The organism is Paramagnetospirillum magnetotacticum MS-1 (assembly GCF_000829825.1).
In the GTDB taxonomy this organism is placed as follows: domain Bacteria; phylum Pseudomonadota; class Alphaproteobacteria; order Rhodospirillales; family Magnetospirillaceae; genus Phaeospirillum; species Phaeospirillum magnetotacticum.
In genome coordinates, this window is sequence record NZ_JXSL01000020.1 from 390,220 (window position 1) to 407,887 (window position 17,668).

A 17,668-nucleotide genomic window follows, 5' to 3' on the forward strand; every position below is an offset into this window, starting at 1 on the left:
CATGGAGCGGATCAGGCGATGGTTCGGCCAAGGCGCGGTGGCCCTTGTATCGGTGGTCTTCGCCTTTCTGCTGGGTGAGTATCTGCCCTTTCTGGTGATCGTGGAAAACTGGGCCGCCGATTACCGGGTGGCCAGTCTCACTCCGGCCGAGCCCCAGCATCCCGATATCGTGGTGGTCTCCATCACCGAGGACACGCTGCAACTGTTTCCCTACCGCTCGCCGGTGGATCGCCATTTCCTGGCCGGGCTGCTGGAAGACCTGGACGGAGCGGGGGTCCGCGCGGTGGGGCTGGACGTCTTGTTCGACCAGCCTTCCGAACCGGCCAAGGATGCGGAACTGCGCGCCGTGCTGGCGCGCATGAAGGCGCCGGTGGTGGCCAGTTATATCGGCGCCGATGAGGGGCTCAACGAGGATCAGCGGGAATATCTGGACGAGTTCCTGCCCCAGGGACAGCGGGGCTATGCCTCCTTGCACAAGGACGCCTACGACCAGACCGTCCGTGAGATGTTCTCCGGGCGCCAGTCTCCCGACGGCTTCATCCCCGGTTTTCCCCTGGCCCTGGCCGCCCGGATCAATCCCGGCGGCACCTATTTTGCCCAGCCCATGGCGTGGCGCGGTAAGGCCGGGCCGGAACTGGCGCCGTTCCGCCATTTCCCCGCCCATACGGTCAAGCTCATGCCCAAGGACTGGCTGCGCGGCAAGATCGTGCTGATCGGCTCGGATCTCAGCCTGACCGACCGTCACCGCACGCCGTTCTATGTGGGGGAAAGCGGTCCGAACCGCTTGATGCCGGGTGTGGATATCCACGCCCATGCCTTGGCGCAATTGCTCGACGGGCGGCGCGGCGACTCTTTGGATGTGCGGATGAAGCTGTTGCTTTGCGCCGTCATCGCCCTGGCCGCCGTGGCGCTGTCGCGCCTTCCTTTCGGCGTCGGCGTCAAGGCCGGGTTGGCGGGGTTGCTTCTGGTCGCCCTTTGGGTGGGGGGATTCTTCGCCTTCGCCCGGACCGGGCTCAACATTCCTCTCCTGATGCCCAGCCTGGCCCTGGCCAGCGCCATGTGGCTGGCCGAAACCCTGGGTGGCCGTCAGGAACGCCAGCAAAAGCAGTTCATCAAGAACGCCTTCGGGCTTTACATGTCGCCCAGCATCGTCGACGAACTGGTCAAGGACCCGTCGCGCCTGACTTTGGGGGGCGAGCGCCGGGAGATGACCTTCCTGTTCACCGATGTGGCGGGCTTCACCACGGTGTCGGAACAGACCGAGCCTGCGGTGCTGGGCGCCATGCTCAACCAGTATTTCGACGGCGTTTGCTCCATCTTGATGGAGCAGGGCGGCGCCGTGGTCGACTTCATCGGCGACGCGGTGTTCTGCCTGTTCGGCGCCCCGGTTGCCCATCCCGATCATGCCGAGCGCGCCATCATCTGCGCCCGGCGCATCGAGGAATTCTCGCGCAGCTTCCGCGAACTGGACCATGTCCGCGCCACGGGCTGGGGCATCACCCGGATCGGCGTTCACACGGGCAATGCCCTGATCGGCAATTTCGGTTCGGGCAAGCGCTTCAAGTATTCGGCGGTGGGCGATGCGGTGAATACGGGGGCGCGTATCGAGGGGCTGAACAAGTATTTCGGCACGGCGGTCTGCGTGTCGGAGACCAGCGTCGCCGCCTCGGGCATGGCGGGGCTTCGGCCCCTGGGGCGCTTCACCCTCAAGGGAAAATCCCATCCCATCGCCGTGTTCGAACCAGTCTCGGATGAATGGCTTAACAGTCCGGCAGGACAGGGCTATCTGGCCGCTTATGCCCTGATGGCCGAAGGACAGGGCGGGGACGCTCTGGCGGCTTTTCAGGCACTGGAAGGCGACGACCCGTGCATCGCCTTCCATCTGGAACGGTTGAAGAGCGGCGAGACCACCGACGTGGTCACCATGAAGGATAAATAGCCGGTCGCCCTATCAAATGACTCGTCTTGTCATCCCGAGCGAAAGTGAGGGATCTCCGTCTGGTAGGGCGGTGCCGATTTCCGAAACGGCGCTCCAGGATGAGATCCCTCCTCCCGATGGTCGTTCGGGATGACTGGTCACATCATAGGGCGGCTGGCCTCAATCTTCGACGCGGGCCGACAGATCCAGGATGCGGTGTTTGAGGAACAGCACCCAGTCGCGCATGAAGGGGTCCAACCCGGCGATCTTGGCCTTGAACTTGTCGGCGGTGATGACCATCAGTTCGGTGCGCTCGGCGGCGATGGCGGCGGCGCTGCGCGGCGTGTTGTCGATCAGCGACAATTCGCCGAAGGCCTTGGGTGCGGTCAGGGTGACCAGCACCACGTCGCCGGTCTGGTTGCGCTTGACGATGCGCACCGAGCCCGAGCGTATGATGAAGGCGGTTTCGGACTTGTCGCCCTCTTCGAAGATGATCTGGCCCGCCTCGAACACCAGATGGTCGAGCTGCTTGTCCAGCGATTCGGGAGCGGCCTGCGTCATGATTTTCCCCCCGCGCTGCTCTTGACCACCCGCGCCGAAAGATCGGTGATGCGGCTGACCAGATATTGGACCCAGAAGCGGCAGAAGGGATCGAGGGATTCGATCCGCTTTTCCATCTCCTTCATGCTAATGATGCGCAACTGGCAGCCGCCCATGGTGGTGGCGGTGGCGGTGCGCTTCATGGGGCTGAACAGGGCCAGTTCGCCGAAGAAGGCGTCCTCGTTGAGCCGCGCCAGCATGACCAGTTGCTTTCTGTGAACAGTGGTGATCTCCACATGGCCCGAGACCACCTGGAAGGCATGGTCGGGATCGGCGCCCTCGCGGAAGATGACGCTGCCCGGCGCGAAGCTTCGTACCTCGGCCCCCTGGGCGGCCAGTTCGGCCAGATGGGCGGCGATTTGGCGCGGTGTCGAGGGGGGCGCGGCGGGTGCGGGCCTGTCAGTGGCCATGCCGCCGGGACCGAACAGGGCCATTTCGCGCTTGGCCAGGGCCTCGGCCACCAGGCTCCCCCCTAAGACCGTATCGCCCTGGCGCAGTTTCGACGCCACCGCCTTGAAGGAATCCCGCTCGCGGGTGGGGTCATAGCGGTCGAGGGGCTGGGAACTGCAGATCTGGCGGGTGAGGCGGTCCAGCAGGGCGGTCTGGGTCTGAGGCATGCGACCGGCGGCAAGCAGGGGCAGGAAGACGGCCAGATGGGCCGCGGCCTCCGAGGCCGAACCGTCGAAACTGCCGTCGCACAGTTCGGCGATGGAGCAGACCAACTGGCCGAGATTGCGCTGAAACCCCAGAATATCGTGGAGCGCCGAGGGGATATAAACCAGATCGGCCACCACGCCGTCGATCATGGCCAGCACGTCGTCGCGGGGCTCGGTCCCGCACATGAGGGCCAGGCGCTCGAACTTGGCCAACCAGGACCGGTGCTGCACCAGATCGCGGCACAGCACCACCAGGGCGTGGTACTCCTCGCGGCCCTTGGGCGCCAATCCCACCACCGCGTCCAGCACGTCGTCCAGCTTGGCCCCCACCAGATCGGGCAGTCCCCGGCTTTCGCCCACATTGTGGATGCGCTGGGTGATCTTGGTGACGACGTCATAGATCTTGTCGCGGCGGGCCGAAGCCGATTGACCGGGAAGCACGCCCTGAAGCGCAGCCACGCGCTCGACCCCGGCTTCCAGAAGATTGCCGTAGGCTTTGACGTTTTGCAGCGCCCGGTAATTGTGCAGGAATTCGGTCGGCGTGAGGAAGACCCGCTCGATATAGCGCCGGCACAGCCGGCTGATGGTCATCCGGGTCTCGACACCATAAAAATCATAGATATCGGTGCACAAATGGGCGTCGTCGATGACGACGATTTCCAGGTTGGTTTCAGGTGATTCACGGATTTCGCAATGGACGACGGTTTCGTCGCAGGAGCCGTCGGCTTTTTTCGTCTCCTTGACGATGCGGATTCCCATGCATTGAGGATCGGCGAACAGGCGATCGGCGACAGCCCTGGCTGCGTCCTGGCCGGGTCGCTGCTCCGCCGAAATCCAGTGGTCCTCGCCGAAGGTCTGGACGTCGAAAACCGTCTGCCCTTCGCTCATCCCGGTTCCCCTTTTCGGCGCCCTGAGGGCGCGCAAAAATCCCATAAAAATCAAATACGAAATTGCCAGGAGCGCCGCTCTGGGTCAAGCTGTGAGACGGCTGGAAAAGGGAGGGTGGACGTGGCTGTTGCACAAGGGATTCGCGACCGGTACCGCATACTCGGCGAGCCGGTGCCCTTTGCCCAGGGACAGGTTTATTCCGGCCTCGATCCCTTTGCCGATCGCGCGGTTCGGATTTACGAAATTTCGGCTGGCCAAGCGGGCTTTCGCCCCGGCTCCCTGGTGGAGGATGTGAGGGAAGGCGGGCGTGCCAGCCATCCCAATCTGTTGCCCGCCCTTCTCGATATGGCCTCCAAGAGCGGACCGTCCTTTCTGGTGACCTCCTCGGTCAAAGGCGTGCGCCTGGATTCCATGGCGGCCGATACCGGCCTGACCGAGCAGGGGGCTCTGCATATCGCCCGCGTGCTGGGCAATGTCATGGTCTATTGCTGGAAAAGCGGGCTGAAGGGACTGGGCTTTGGCCCCAAATCCGTCGTGGTCGCCCAAGAGGGCATCCGCGTCGCCAGCATCGCCGAAAGCCGCCTGCTGGCCCGCGCCGAGGGGCGCGCCATCGAGGATACCGCCAGCGATATCGCCGCCTATTCCCAAGTCCTCGACTGCATGGTGGAACTGTGCCGCCGGGCGGGTGGCAAGGCCGTCACCTTGGAAACCGCCGCATTGGCCATCAAGAATATGGGGATCGGCGCCGCCCGGCAGATCATTAACGGTCCCTTGGAAGAGGCCGTGGACGATGGTTCCGGTGCGGCGCGGCTCACCTTGGATTCCGGCGACTTCATCTTCAAGGAGAGCGATTCCTCCGATGATACCTTCTATGTGCTGGAAAAGGGACTGGTGCAGGTGGTCAAGGCCGATGGCCTGGGCAACGAGATGTTTCTCGACTTCACTCGTCCCGGTCAGCTGATCGGCGAGATGGCGGTGATCGACAAGCTGCCGCGCATGGCGTCCGCCCGCGTTCTGGAGCCCTCTCGCCTGCTGGTCATCCGCGGCGAGAATTTCCGCACCCGTTTGGGCAAGCTGGATAAGGTCGCCTTGATGCTCATCGAAACCCTGTCCGGGCGCCTGCGCCAGCGCGCCGACGAGGTCACCAAGCTGAAGGCCGCTCTGGGGGGGAATCGCTAACCCGAGATTTCCAGCCGGTTGCGTCCGGCCTGCTTGGCGACGTAGAGGGCCTGATCGGCCCGGCTCAGCGCCGCGTCGATGGACTTTTCCCCGTCTTGAAGCAAGGACAGCCCCAGGCTGGCGGTGATGGCGATCGTGGCTCCGCCGATGGTGATCTTGGTGGCGGCGATGGCCAGGCGCAGCCTTTCGGCGGCCTCGGTGGCGGCGTTGAGATCGTCGCCGGGAAACAGGATGCCGAATTCCTCGCCGCCCAGACGTCCGAACAGATCGGTTTCGCGCAAGGTCGACCGGCAGGTGTCGGCCAGCGCCTTGAGGGCGGCGTCCCCGGCGGCATGACCGTATTCGTCGTTGATCTTCTTGAAGTGGTCCACGTCGAGCATCAGCACGGCCAGAGGGGTCTTCGCCCGTCCGGCCCGGATGATCTCGGTATGGGCGCGCTCCAGGAAATGGCGGCGATTGGCGATACCCGTCAGGGAATCCTGGCTGGCCAGCCGGGTGAGTTCCTCCTGCAGCCGCTTGGTCTCGGTGACGTCTTCCTTCAGGGCCACGAAATGGGTGAGAAGCCCCGTGGGGCTGCGCACCGGCGCGATGGAGCATTTTTCCCAGTAGAGGGAACCATCCTTGCGGCGGTTGCAGAATTCGCCGTGCCATTCTCCGCCGTCCAGAATGGTCCGCCACAAATCCTGGTAGGTAGACGGTGGCGTAAGGCCGGATTTGAACAGGCTGGTGGTTTTCCCGATCACCTCTTCGGGCTGCCAGCCGGTGACGGCGGTGAACTTGCGGTTCACATATTCGATCCGACCGGCGATATCGGTGATCAGGACGAGATTGGGGCTGTGTTCGACGGCGCTGGTCAGTTTGCGCAGTTCCATCTCGATATGGCTCTTGGCCTCGACCATGGCGCTGGTCCAGCGGACCCGCTCGCACAACAGGCGGATGATCGGCTGATGCAGCCGGGGCTCGGCCAGGAGAAGGGCGTGGAAGTCGTTCCGGTTGATGGTGAAGACGCAGGTCCGCTCGACGGCGTAGGCATCGGCGCTGCGGGGCAGGTCGTCGAGCAGGGCGATTTCGCCGAACACGGTGCCTGGTGGCAGCAGGTTCATGTGGTGGACGTCGCCCGTGGCGGTCTCGACCCCGATCTGAATCTGACCCTCCAGGACGCAGAACAGAAAATCGCCGGGATCTCCCTTGCGGAACAGGACCTGCCCCGGCCGCAAGGTAACGATGTGGCCCAATGCGGCAACCTCGTCCAGCGCCTCGACCGCCAGACCCTCGAACAGGTCATGGCGGCTCAAGGCCTGGCGGATGGCGTCACGGTCCACGGCGCGCTTCACGGAAAAAGACAGTCCCGGCCCTACTTGGCCGGTTCCATCGCCTTTTTCGCGGCTTCAGCCTGAGCCTTCTGCTCGGCTTCGGTCTGGGCGCGGGCCTTATCCTTGCGGGTATCCTCGACGGCCTGCTGCGCCGCTTTGCTGACGGCGTCGCTGGTGGCGCGTCCCGCCTGGGTGCCGACTTCCGCGCCCACGGACGGATTGGGCACGGATTGGGCCTTTGTCACGGTCGGCGCCAAAACGAGGATGGCCAACGCGATTCCGGTCAGGATCTTGTTCATGTCAAATTTTCCTTTCCCCAAGTAACTCTGGATATTAAGGCGGTTTAGCGTCCCTGCCGCCAATCCGGCAGGGCGGCAAGGGTCTGGGCCGCGGCCAGATTGGGCCATTCCTCGGCCCAGCAGCACACATGCCCGAATTTCTCCACCGGCAGCAGGCGGGCCCGGCCCTGGGCATTGGCGCGCGAGACGAAGGCGCGGCCCACCTCGGCGGGAACCACCTCGTCGCGCCCGCCCGTGAGATGGACCTGCGGGATATGCGCGACGCGCCCGGCCATGGCCGCGGGATCGAGGGAGGGTGTCAGAGGTGTCAGCCCCTGAAGTCTGGTCCACAGGGCGAGGTCCAGATTGGCGGCCACGGTGACCAGGGCGCTGACATCGCTGCGCGCCGCCGCCACCAGAACCGCCAGAGCTCCGCCCCCGGAATAGCCGACCAGGACAATCCGCTCGGCCTTCACCCGTGCCTTGATCCGGTCGATGGCCGCGCCGACGCCCGCCACCACTTCCGGGGCATAACGGTGCGAGGTCCAGTAGGCAGGGTGGCAGGGGGGCTTCATGCCGTACTGACACGGCCTGGCCAGCCAGGCGACCGGCCCGCCGGGATGGGCCAGGGCCAGACGCAGGGTCAGCGGGTCCGTGGGGGTGGGGTCGGCGGAGACGGTGTGAGGGCCGAGAAAGGCAAGGCCGTCGCCCTCAAGATAGACGGTCAGGGCCGCTCCGCTTCCGGTGGCGGGCGAAACGGCCGCGGCCAGCAAGAAGGGTGATGCCTCCACCATTGCATAGCTCCAGCCCGCCTGATGGGCGAGGTACTCGGCCTTGTGCGGGACCGCGACGAAAGCGTCACCGGCGCAGCCGCCGAGGCAGACGAGCGTCGCCGTCAGGAGCCAGGCCTTGGTGCGGCGGAAAAGAGATGCGCGTCTCATTTGAGGGCTTGAGGGCGCATGCAATTTACAGGCAGCCGACACCTGTTCCAATAGCAACTGAGCGGTTCGCAATTGTAAGGATATCGCCCCAATCTCCACAATCCCCACACAATCCGAGCGCAAATTCATTGATAGTGGACGAAATTTGCTCTCTATCTCAATGATATCAAATAGATTTCCTGACTGTGTATTGATTTTTAAACTTTGTCCAGTTAGCTTGACTTGAGACGCGTTGAATTCAATAGGGCAGGGGATCTCGGTATGGGCTGGTTGTTTCGTGGAAGCTTGGCGGTTGCCGTCGTCGCGTTGAGCCTAGCGGGCGTGCCTGCCTTTGCCGGTCCCCCCTGTCCGCCTCCTCCTCCTGGCGCTCCGCCCCAGGGTGGCGGTTGTAATGGCGGCCCGCCCCCGGTCGGCGGTGGCAAGGGTCCGCCTCCCATGATGGGTAATCTTGTCGGCGGCATGATCGGTGGCCGTGTGGCCCAGGCCGTGGGCGGCGCCATGGGCGGCGGCGCTGGCATGCCCGGCGGTCCCGGTGGTGGTGCTCCTGGTGGCCCCGGTGGTCCGGGTGGTGGCAACGTCGGCAGCGGACCTCAGACCAGTCTTGATGAGTCCGACACCTCTGTGACCGGCATGTCGGCGGGTAGCCTTCCCGCCACCATCGGCCTGTGGGTCAACGCCGGACAGACCTGGCTGGATGGCGATCAGGTCAACAACGACTATTACGGCACCATCAAGACGGCCATGACCGGCGCCGACGTTACCATCAACGGCAAGTATATCCTGGGTCTGTCAGCCGGTATCGGCCGCGAGGCCACCAAGATCCGCTATTCCAATATCGACATCACCGGGCAGACCGGCACCGTGGCACCCTATGCCGCCTATATCATCAATGACATCTTCTATGTGGATATGTCGGGCGGCGTCAGCCGAGTGCTGTATCATGAGCAGTCGAATTCCCAGAAGGGCGACTATACCGGCCTGCGCTACTTCACCGGCGCCAATCTGAATGCCGCCAAGACGTTCGGCTCCTGGTCGCTCAGCACCAATATCGGCTATCTCTATTCGGCCGAAAAGGTGCGGATGTACACCACCAATACCGGCTATGTGGTGAACGAGACCAAGTCGCGCACCGGCCAGATCCGCAGCACCAGCAAGGCGGGCTACACCTATCTGACCTCCTGGGGCTGGCTGTATCCCTTCGCCTCGGTCCGTCTGGAATATGACGCCAACAAGACCGGCGCCACCCCCATCGACACCGCTGGCACCATGGCCGCCAACAGCCTGTTCGGAACCACGTTCGGGGCGGGAACCAGTGTCGGAATCGGCGCCAACAGCACCTTCACCGTGGAAGGGACGACGACGGAATTCCGCGAGCATTCCTCCGTCTACGGCTTGACGGGCACGTTCCGTTACAAGTTCTGACCTAAGACATTTCCCCCGGCCGGTTTCCGGTCGGGGGGAGCCATCACAGACGCCAAGAATGGCGGCGAGGGAAGAGAATGTCCGTGGATCTGCGCGACATATTGAATGATTTGATCGCCAAGGACCGCCTGCCGGCCCTGGCCATCAGCGCCAACGGCTTTGCCTTCGATCCCCGCTCGGGCCAGAGCTTCACCGTCAATCACACCGGTATCGCCACCGTGGAATTGCTGCTGGCCAACAATTCCATTGATGCCACCGTTGACGAGTTGGCCCGTCAGTACGACGTACCTGAAGACGTTGTTCTCGGGGCCGTCGAAGTCTTCATCCGTCAGCTTGCCCGGTATCTGACATGATCCCCCTGACCAAGACCTCTTCCGACTGGCGCCGTTGGACCATCGCCATTACCGGCGTCAATGCCAAGCCCGACAATCCCGGACCGGGGCTGGCGGTGGCGCGCTGCCTGCGCGAGTCCTTAGGCTTTACAGGCCGCCTGATCGGCCTGGGCTACGAGGTCCTCGATCCCGGCCTTTATCATTCGGGGATCTTCGATGCGGGCTATCTCATCCCCTATCCTTCGGGGGGCAGCGAGGGCCAGCTTGAGCGGCTGATGGAAATCCACGAGGCCGAGCGCATCGACGCCGTCATTCCCTGCCTGGATGCCGAGTTGTCCACCTTCGCCCATAATGCGGTCGCCCTGGGCGCGGCGGGTATCCGCATGATGGCGCCGGGCTTGGAGCAATTGCGGGCGCGGTCCAAGGACAATCTGGGCGAGCTTTGCCGCGATCTCGGCATTCATACGCCAGAGACCCAAAAGGTCTCCGATGCCGGGTTCTTCGAGCGTTGCCGCGACGAGGGCTGGACCTATCCCCTGGTGGTCAAGGGCATCTATTACGACGCGGTGGTGGCCGAAACCCCGGAAGACGCCAAGGCCGCCTTTCACCGCATTGCCGCCCAATGGGGCTATCCCGTGCTGGTCCAGCAATTCGTCGGCGGCTACGAGATCAATCTCACCGCCATTGGCGACGGATCGGGCGAGATGATCGGTCCGGTGATGATGCGCAAACGCGCGCTGACCGATAAGGGCAAGGCCTGGGCTGGCATCTCCATCGATGACGACCAGCTGGAAGCCATGGGCCGCACCATCATGGCAGGCACCAAATGGCGCGGAGGGCTGGAAGTGGAGGCCCTGCGCGGCGATGACGGAAAGCTGTACCTGATCGAGGTCAATCCGCGCTTTCCCGCCTGGATCTATCTCAGTCACGGGGTCGGTTGCAATCTGCCCCAGGCCCTGCTGCGCCTGATGGCCGGAGACCGTCCCACCGACCTGCCCCGGCCGCGTCCCGGGACCTTGTTCATCCGCTATGCGGAGGAGCTGATCGTCCCGCTGGAGCAGTTCCAGGCCATGATGGTCGAGGGTGTGGTGGCCGCACCTTGCAACAAGAACCGCGTAGCTTGATCGGATAAGCTTGATGTCCAAGGAAACGGGCAGCCGGCGGGGCTGGGAGCCGCCCTATATCACGCCGCACCGCCATGACAATTCCAAATTCGGCCGCCGCGCGGCGCGCGACAATTGCTGGGAACAGATCGACGGCGTCGATGTGGAATACCTGATGTCGCGCTACGGTTCGCCGCTGTTCATCGCCTCGGAGCGCCGCCTGCGCGAGAATGTGCGCCGGGTCAGGGGCGCTTTCGAGCGGCATTACCGCCCGGTGGTGCACGGCTGGTCCTACAAGACCAATTACACCAGCGCCATCTGCCGCATTTTGCATCAGGAAGGCTCGTGGGCCGAAGTGGTCTCGGCCTTCGAATACGAGAAGGCGCGCTCGCTTGGCGTTCCCGGCAACCGCATCATCTTCAACGGCCCCAACAAGCCCCGCGCCATTCTGGAACGCGCCATCGCGGAAGGCGCCCGGCTGCATGTGGACCATCTGGACGAACTGGAACTGATCGAGCGCATCGCGCGAGAAAAGGGCGAGGTGGTGCCGGTGACGCTGCGGCTCAACTTCAATACCGGCTATACCGATCCGTGGAGCCGCTTCGGCTTCAACCTGGAATCGGGACAGGCCCACAGCGCCGCCTCCCGCATCAAGCGCAGCGCCCATCTGAGGCTGACCGGCCTGCACAGCCATATCGGCACCTTCATCCTCGAGACCCGCGCCTATGCCGAGCAGGTGCGCCTCATGTGCAACTTCATGAAGACGGTCGAGGCCGATGGCGAATGCGTCATCGATGCCATCGATATCGGTGGCGGGCTGCCGTCCCGCAATGCGCTGCAAGGCATCTATCTGCCGCCCGAACAGGCGGTCCCGGCGGTGGAGGAATACGGCGCCGCCGTGTGCTCCGCCCTGGAGGAATGTCTGGCCGACCGGGTCGGTCCCCATCCTACCTTGTTCATCGAAAGCGGCCGCGCCGTGGTCGATGACGCCGTGTCCCTGGCGTCCACCGTGGTCGGCACCAAGCGCCTGCCCGACGGGCGGGCGGCGGCCGTCCTCGACGCTGGCATCAATTCCATGCTGACGGCGTTGTGGTACCACCATCCGGTCAAGCTGACCAAGCCCAAGGCGGGCGATTCCGCCGATACCGTCCTCTACGGCCCCATGTGCATGAATATCGACGTCATGCGCCATACCGTGCAATTGCCGCCGCTGTCGGTGGGCGATTGCCTGGTCTTCAATCCGGTGGGCGCCTACAACAACACCCAGTGGCTGCAATTCATCGAATACCGTCCGGCGGTGGTGCTGATCCATTCCGACGGCGAGCATTCGGTGATCCGCGAGGCCGAAACCATCGAGGATATGAACCGGCACGACAGGCTGCCCACCCATCTGCAGTCTCCGGTCGATCTGCCATGACGGCGCCGCCCTTCATCCTGCGCGCCCCCCGGCCCGAGGATGTGGCCGCCTATTGCGGCTTTCTGAGCGACCCGGATGTCCATATCTGGCTGGAGGACCGCTGCCAGCGGCCCCTGTCCCTGCCGGAAATCCAGGCCTTCGTCCTGGGGCCCGCCTGGTGCCGCTGGGCCATCGAATGCGATGGGGCCTTTGTCGGACTGACCGGTCTGGAAGACTACGACCCGGCGCGCGGCACCGCCCGCTTCTTCATCGTCATCGGCGACCGCAAGCTGTGGGGGCGAGGGCTGGGCGAGGCGGTGATCCGCCGCGTGCTGGAGCATGGCTTCCATGGCCTGGGCCTGCGCAAGATCGTTTCCGATTTCATGGCTCCCAATCAGGGGTCGCGGCGGATTCACGAGCGCGCGGGATTTCGGGAAGAAGGTTGCGCCCGCGATGATAGCTGGCGCCGGGGTGGATGGGTCGACCGGGTCTATGTGGCCATTTTCAAGGACGAGTTCGACGCCCAATCCCAAGGCGCGCCATCATGACCGTTCCGCGCGGGGATAACCCCGAGCGCCGGGCCGCGATCGAGGTGAAATGTCAGGCACCGGCCGAACGGCCGCTGTTCAAGTTCGTGCATGATCTGGTCTATGGCTACGGCTCGTTCATGTTCTTTACCCGCCCCTCGGCCAATCTGCTGCTGGTGGCCTGCACCATGATGCGGCCCTGGGTGGGATTGCTCGGCATGCTGGCTGGGATCTCCACCTTGCTGTGGCGGCGCTGGCTGGGGCTGTCCCTGGTCGCCGCGGGTGGCCTTGAAGTGGTCAACGGCATTCTGGCCGGGCTGCTGGTGGGCTATTTCTTCGCACCCGACTGGCGGGCCATGGCGCTGGGCCTGTGCGCGGGGCCCTTCGCCGTGCTGGTGTCGGCCTGGATGGGCGATGGGCTGCGCCGGGCCAATCTGCCGCTGCTGTCGGGGTCCTTCGTCGTGGTCGGAGCGGGCTTGCTGGCCGTCGGCAGGGCCATGGCCCTGCCTTTCGCGCCGCCGCCGGTTCTGGTTCCCGTGGAGTGGATGCCCGCGCCCGTCTACGAGTTCCTGCGCGCCCTGGGCGGCATTTATCTCACCCGTACGGTGGAAGGGGGCGCCTTCGTCCTGGCCGCGCTGGCCCTGTCGTCGCGCACCTTGGTGCTGCTGGCGGTGATGGCCCATGCCATCGCCCAGATCACCCTGCTGGGCCTGGGCATTCCCGCAGGCAGTCTGGCAGGCAGTTCGGCGGCCAGCGCCGCCATCATGGCCGCCATCATGACCGGCGGATTGTTCACGGCGCCCGGCGCGCGCGCCGCCGGTGTCGCGGGTTTTTCCGCCCTATGCGCCACCGTGGCGGCTTTGTCGCTTTACAACGCCCTGTTCTTCATGGCCCTGCCGCCGCTATCCCTGCCGTTCCTGGTGGTCACCTGGCTGGTGATGCTGACCCTGCGGCCCGAGCATGGCGCGGCCTGGAACCGCTACTGGCTGGCGCCCTCCCTGCCCGAACGCAGCCTGGAGCGGGCCCGTCAGGCCGAGGCGCGGGGCCTGTCGCCCCATAGCGTCGGCCTGCGCGCACCGTTCTTCGGCCGTTGGGATGTCTATCAAAGCTTCGACGGCCCCCATACCCATCAGGGGCCCTGGCGTCACGCGCTCGACTTCCACCGCATGGTCGATGGTCATGCCTATCGCGGCGATGGGGCGCAGCTTGCCGACTTCTACTGTTTCGGCCAGATCGTCCGCTCGCCCGCCTGGGGGCAGGTGGTGGCTCTTCGCGCCGATCTTGCCGACAATGCGCCGGGCGAGGTAGACCCGGTCAATTGCTGGGGCAATTACGTTTTGATCGCCATCGGCAATGACAATTACGTCCTGGTCGCCCATCTGCGCCAGGGCAGTGTCAGCGTTGCATTGGGAGAGACGCTCGTCCCCGGCCACCCTCTCGGCCAGTGCGGCAATTCCGGGCGTTCGCCCCAGCCGCATATCCATCTGCATGTCCAGGTGGGCATGGCATTGGGCAGCCCTACCCGGCCTTTCCATCTCAGCGGCATCTGCATCGATCACCGCTTCGTCCTGGACGGCATCCCCGCCGAGCGCGAGAAGGTGGCGGTGCCCCATGTCAGCGAGGCCCTGAAGCGCTCGCTGCATTACCAGATCGGGCAGCGGCTGGCCTATGGCTGCGCCGATGGGACGGAACTGGTGCTGGAAGTCGATCTCGGCCCCACCAACACCTTCGGTCTGGTGGCGGGCAGCGGCGCCCGCATCCTGCTGGCCGAGACCGACAATCTGCTGGCGCTTTACGAGCGGTTCGGCGCGCGCGACCGGCTGTTCGACGCTTTCGTCCTGGCGGCGGGGCTGACCCCGCTGATCGATATCGAGGCCGAATGGTCGGATGCTCCGCCCGCCCGCCTGCTGCCATTGCCGCCGCCGTTGCGGGCCATGCGCTGGCTGCTGCCCGGCCTGATCGGCGCCAAGAGCCATTACCGCCGCGACTGGGACGCCGAAACCCAGGCCTGGCAGCAATCGGGCACCCATTGCCTAACCCTGGCCGGGCGGGTCGTGTGGCAGTGCCGAAGCGGAGCCCTGATCACCGAGGGCGGCGGCATCGTCGGCTTCTCGCTGGACGCCCCCGGCATGGCCATTCAGGCCCGGCTGACCCGTCTGGGCTTCAAGAGCGATACCGGCGTCGAAGGGTGGGAACAGCCCGTGGCGCGGGCGTCGTAATGTGCGGTATCGCCGCCACCATCGGCCTTAGCGACGCCACGGCCTTTACCAGCCTGTTCGGCGCCATCGGCCATCGCGGCCCCGACGAGAGCGGCATCCGCGAAAGCGGGGACATCCGCATCGGCATGCATCGTCTGGCCATCGTCGGGCGCATGGGCGATTCCGTCCCGCTGATCGGAGCCGATGGTCTGGTCCTGGCCTTCAACGGCGAGATCTACAATCACCAAGCCCTGCGGGCGGATTTTCCCGATTACCCCTTTGCCGGTCAATCGGATGCCGAGGTGCTGTTCCCGCTTCTCAAGCGCCACGGCCTGGGCGGTCTTGACCGATTGCGCGGCATGTTCGCCTTCGTGCTGACCGATATGGAGAGCGGCGAATTCCTGGCGGTGCGTGATCCCTTCGGCATCAAACCGCTATATTACGCCGAGACCGGCGGCGGCTTTGCCTTTGCCTCGGAGATGAAGGCCTTCGCCGCCATGGGCATCACGCCGCGCTTCCTGCCGCCGGGCCATCTGCTGACCCGCCATGGGCTGAGGCGGTGGTATCGGGTTCCCGGTCGTTTCCGACTGTCCCGGCGCCCCAATCTTCGCGCATTGCTGGAGCGGGCCGTGGCCTCCCATCTGCCTCCTGAAGGCCCCTGCGGCGTGTTTCTCAGCGGGGGGCTGGACAGCTCTCTGGTCGCCGCTTTGGCCGCGCGGTCGCGGCCCGATATGGTCGCTTACAGCGTGGTCCTGCCCGGTTCTCCCGATGAGGAGCCCGCCGCCCTGATGGCCGCCCATCTGGGCATCCGGCACAAGGTGCTGCGGGCGACTGCGGATGATATCCGCGCCGCTCTGCCTGAAGTGATCGGGGCGCTGGAAAGCTTCAATCCCATCATGGTGCGCAACGCCGTTCCCCTTTATCTGCTGTCCAAGATGGCGGCCAAGGATTGCAAGGTGGTGCTGGGCGGCGATGGGGCCGACGAATTGTTCGCAGGCTACGACTATCTGTCCCGGGTGCCGCGCCGGTTCTGGCCCCAGGCCATGGATTACGGCTTCAGCAATCTGCATCGCACCGAGTTGCAGCGGGTGGACCGCATGACCATGGCCCATGGTCTGGAGTTGCGGGTGCCCTTCCTGGACCGCGAGGTGGCGGAAGCGGCCGTCAACCTGCCCCTTTCCGCCAAGTTCGGGATCAAGGACGGCACCCCCATGCCGAAGCTGGCGCTGCGCGAGGCTGCCGAAGGATTGCTGCCGCCTTCCATCCAGTGGCGCCGCAAGCTTCCCCTGGCCGATGGCAGCGGTTTCGGCGGCCTGGATCTGGGAGCGGGGCGGGACAAGGCGGATCCGGTTCCTGGTTGGGATGTGGGGGACGAGGATGCAGTGGCGTTCTTCCCCCTCTGGCGGGTCCGCTTTCCCCTTGCCCGTCCGGACAGCGCCATCTGGAGGGATTGCGGCCGTTACCACGATTTCGAGGAATGCCATGGACGCCCGCTGCTCGAACTCTTTCGCCGCTAACGCCCGGCTGCTGGTCAAGGCCGTTCTGGCCGGAATGGCGGAACTGGCGCTGTGCCGCGATTGGCGGGCGGGGCTGCTGATCATCGCGGGCTTTCTTCCCTTTTCGCCCGAGGCCTGCGGCATGGCCCTGCTGGGGGCATCGGTGGCGACGGCCTGGCCGTTTGTGCGGCAAAGCGATGTCCGCCTGCTCAATTCCGGCTGGTACGGCGCCAATGGGGCTCTGTGCGGTTTCCTGGTGGAATGGTATTTCGCCGACCCTCTGGGCGCGGTGATTCTGACCGTGTTGTCGGCCTGGGCGGCGGCGCTGATTCTTGAGGCGATCGTGATTCCGCTGGGCGATGCCCCGCTGGCCATGGCGCCTTTGACCATCCCCTTCCTGGTGATGGCCGCCCTGATCACCGTGTCGGTACGGCCGCTTTACAAGGTGATGGAAAGCCTGGCGGTGTCAGAGCCTGCCGCGGCGGTCTCGGGGCCGGAAGGGGCGGATGATTGGAGCCGTCTGGGCTGGGGCCAGTTCCAAAGGGGCGAGGTGGGGCCGTCGGTCCGCAGTTTCAACGCCGCGCTGACCCTGGATCCCGCCCACCCCTGGGCCTTGGACGGCTTGGGCTGGGCGGTCTATTCCCAGGGCCGTTACGGCGAGGCGGAAGGGTTGTTCGCCCGCGCCCAGGCGGCCATGCCCGGCTTGGCCGATCCACTGACCGGCCTGGGTTGGATCGGACTTCGCCAAGGCCGCTTTGAGGCGGCTTACCGGCATTTCTCCGAGGCCTTGGCCCGGGATGGCGGCTCAGCAGTGGCCGGTGAGGGATTGGGCCGCGCGCTGCTGGCTTCGGGCCGCCATAGGGATGCCGAGATGGTCTTCCTGGGCCTCTTGGGTAGTTCGCCCGCCGCCCTTCGGGGGCTGGCCGATTCGCGGCGTATGCTGCTGCTGAATGGCGCCGCCTTGACCCCGGATTCCAGGGAATGGGCCGAGCTTATCCGACTCCTGGGCTGGAAGGTGGCAGCTCTCGGCGGGCTTGCCCTCACGGTTCTGATCTGGACGCCGGTCGCCGGGATGATCGGTCTGTCGCTCATGGCTTTGGGGGCGATGACGGGCGTGCTGCTGGCCGGTCCCTCATCCCTGCTCTGGTTCGATCTTCACCTTCAAACGGTGGCCATGACCGGATTGCTGATGGCCCGGCCCCAGCATTTCCGGGGCCTTTGGAGCCTGATTGCCGTGCTTGGCCTGGCCGTCGCCGTCTGGGCCGTATCGCACCGCCTGGGCATCTGGTTGCCGCTTTTGTCCTTCAATCTGGCCGGTATGGCCGGTCTGCTGCTGCTCAGGCGGTCCGGCGCAGGCCTCGGGCCGATCCATATTTTCTCCAAGTTCAATTGATATCCTGCAATGCTCTGGCGGGTGCCGA

At 64.9% G+C, this 17,668-nt stretch carries 15 protein-coding genes; 10 read left to right on the forward strand and 5 right to left on the reverse strand.

The window, feature by feature from the left end:
* Nucleotide 1 precedes the first annotated feature (1 nt).
* Nucleotides 2-1,939: an adenylate/guanylate cyclase domain-containing protein gene (locus CCC_RS04290; RefSeq protein WP_041039901.1), complete on the forward strand. Its 1,938-nt coding sequence runs from the start codon at nucleotides 2-4 to the stop codon at nucleotides 1,937-1,939.
* 159 nt (nucleotides 1,940-2,098) lie between these two features.
* On the opposite strand, the gene CCC_RS04295 is transcribed toward CCC_RS04290, so the two are convergent.
* Both CCC_RS04295 and CCC_RS04300 read right to left on the reverse strand, forming a co-directional pair.
* The gene (locus CCC_RS04295; RefSeq protein ID WP_009866960.1) at nucleotides 2,099-2,479 is read right to left on the reverse strand and encodes a cyclic nucleotide-binding domain-containing protein; all 381 of its coding nucleotides are present in this window, start codon (nucleotides 2,477-2,479) and stop codon (nucleotides 2,099-2,101) included.
* Nucleotides 2,476-4,062 (reverse strand): Crp/Fnr family transcriptional regulator, encoded by a 1,587-nt coding sequence (locus CCC_RS04300; RefSeq protein WP_009866959.1) that lies wholly within the window; start codon nucleotides 4,060-4,062, stop codon nucleotides 2,476-2,478. Before CCC_RS04300 ends, CCC_RS04295 begins: the two co-directional genes overlap by 4 nt.
* 120 nt (nucleotides 4,063-4,182) lie before the next feature.
* On the opposite strand from CCC_RS04300, the gene CCC_RS04305 reads away from it, so the two are divergent.
* Complete coding sequence (locus CCC_RS04305; protein WP_160295510.1) at nucleotides 4,183-5,241, forward strand: Crp/Fnr family transcriptional regulator; 1,059 nt, start codon at nucleotides 4,183-4,185, stop codon at nucleotides 5,239-5,241.
* On the opposite strand, the gene CCC_RS04310 is transcribed toward CCC_RS04305, so the two are convergent.
* The 3 genes from CCC_RS04310 to CCC_RS04320 are packed head-to-tail and all read right to left on the reverse strand — an operon-like array spanning nucleotide 5,238 to nucleotide 7,773.
* Nucleotides 5,238-6,575 (reverse strand): sensor domain-containing diguanylate cyclase, encoded by a 1,338-nt coding sequence (locus tag CCC_RS04310; protein ID WP_009868728.1) that lies wholly within the window; start codon nucleotides 6,573-6,575, stop codon nucleotides 5,238-5,240. The two genes, CCC_RS04305 and CCC_RS04310, sit on opposite strands and share 4 nt — an antisense overlap.
* Nucleotides 6,576-6,595: 20 nt before the next feature.
* Nucleotides 6,596-6,853, reverse strand: a complete 258-nt coding sequence (locus CCC_RS04315) for a hypothetical protein (RefSeq protein WP_009868729.1) — start codon at nucleotides 6,851-6,853, stop codon at nucleotides 6,596-6,598.
* Between the two features lie 44 nt (nucleotides 6,854-6,897).
* Nucleotides 6,898-7,773, reverse strand: a complete 876-nt coding sequence (locus tag CCC_RS04320) for an alpha/beta hydrolase (RefSeq protein ID WP_009868730.1) — start codon at nucleotides 7,771-7,773, stop codon at nucleotides 6,898-6,900.
* Between the two features lie 435 nt (nucleotides 7,774-8,208).
* On the opposite strand from CCC_RS04320, the gene CCC_RS22070 reads away from it, so the two are divergent.
* From CCC_RS22070 to CCC_RS04360, 8 genes are all read left to right on the forward strand, one after another.
* Nucleotides 8,209-9,195, forward strand: a complete 987-nt coding sequence (locus CCC_RS22070; protein WP_009868731.1) for an autotransporter outer membrane beta-barrel domain-containing protein — start codon at nucleotides 8,209-8,211, stop codon at nucleotides 9,193-9,195.
* 77 nt (nucleotides 9,196-9,272) lie between these two features.
* Nucleotides 9,273-9,548, forward strand: coding sequence for a PqqD family protein (locus CCC_RS04330; RefSeq protein WP_009868732.1), 276 nt, complete (start codon nucleotides 9,273-9,275; stop codon nucleotides 9,546-9,548).
* Nucleotides 9,545-10,651, forward strand: coding sequence for an ATP-grasp domain-containing protein (locus tag CCC_RS04335; protein WP_009868733.1), 1,107 nt, complete (start codon nucleotides 9,545-9,547; stop codon nucleotides 10,649-10,651). Before CCC_RS04330 ends, CCC_RS04335 begins: the two co-directional genes overlap by 4 nt.
* Nucleotides 10,652-10,664: 13 nt before the next feature.
* Nucleotides 10,665-12,047, forward strand: coding sequence for an alanine racemase (locus CCC_RS04340; protein ID WP_009868734.1), 1,383 nt, complete (start codon nucleotides 10,665-10,667; stop codon nucleotides 12,045-12,047).
* Nucleotides 12,044-12,574, forward strand: a complete 531-nt coding sequence (locus tag CCC_RS21035) for a GNAT family N-acetyltransferase (RefSeq protein ID WP_009868735.1) — start codon at nucleotides 12,044-12,046, stop codon at nucleotides 12,572-12,574. The genes CCC_RS04340 and CCC_RS21035 overlap by 4 nt, the downstream gene beginning before the upstream one ends.
* Nucleotides 12,571-14,772 (forward strand): urea transporter, encoded by a 2,202-nt coding sequence (locus tag CCC_RS04350; protein WP_009868736.1) that lies wholly within the window; start codon nucleotides 12,571-12,573, stop codon nucleotides 14,770-14,772. Before CCC_RS21035 ends, CCC_RS04350 begins: the two co-directional genes overlap by 4 nt.
* Nucleotides 14,772-16,268, forward strand: coding sequence for an asparagine synthetase B family protein (locus CCC_RS04355; RefSeq protein ID WP_009868737.1), 1,497 nt, complete (start codon nucleotides 14,772-14,774; stop codon nucleotides 16,266-16,268). Before CCC_RS04350 ends, CCC_RS04355 begins: the two co-directional genes overlap by 1 nt.
* On the forward strand, nucleotides 16,234-17,640 hold the full coding sequence (locus CCC_RS04360; RefSeq protein WP_009868738.1) for an urea transporter: 1,407 nt from the start codon (nucleotides 16,234-16,236) through the stop codon (nucleotides 17,638-17,640). The genes CCC_RS04355 and CCC_RS04360 overlap by 35 nt, the downstream gene beginning before the upstream one ends.
* The last annotated feature ends 28 nt before the right edge of the window (nucleotides 17,641-17,668 follow it).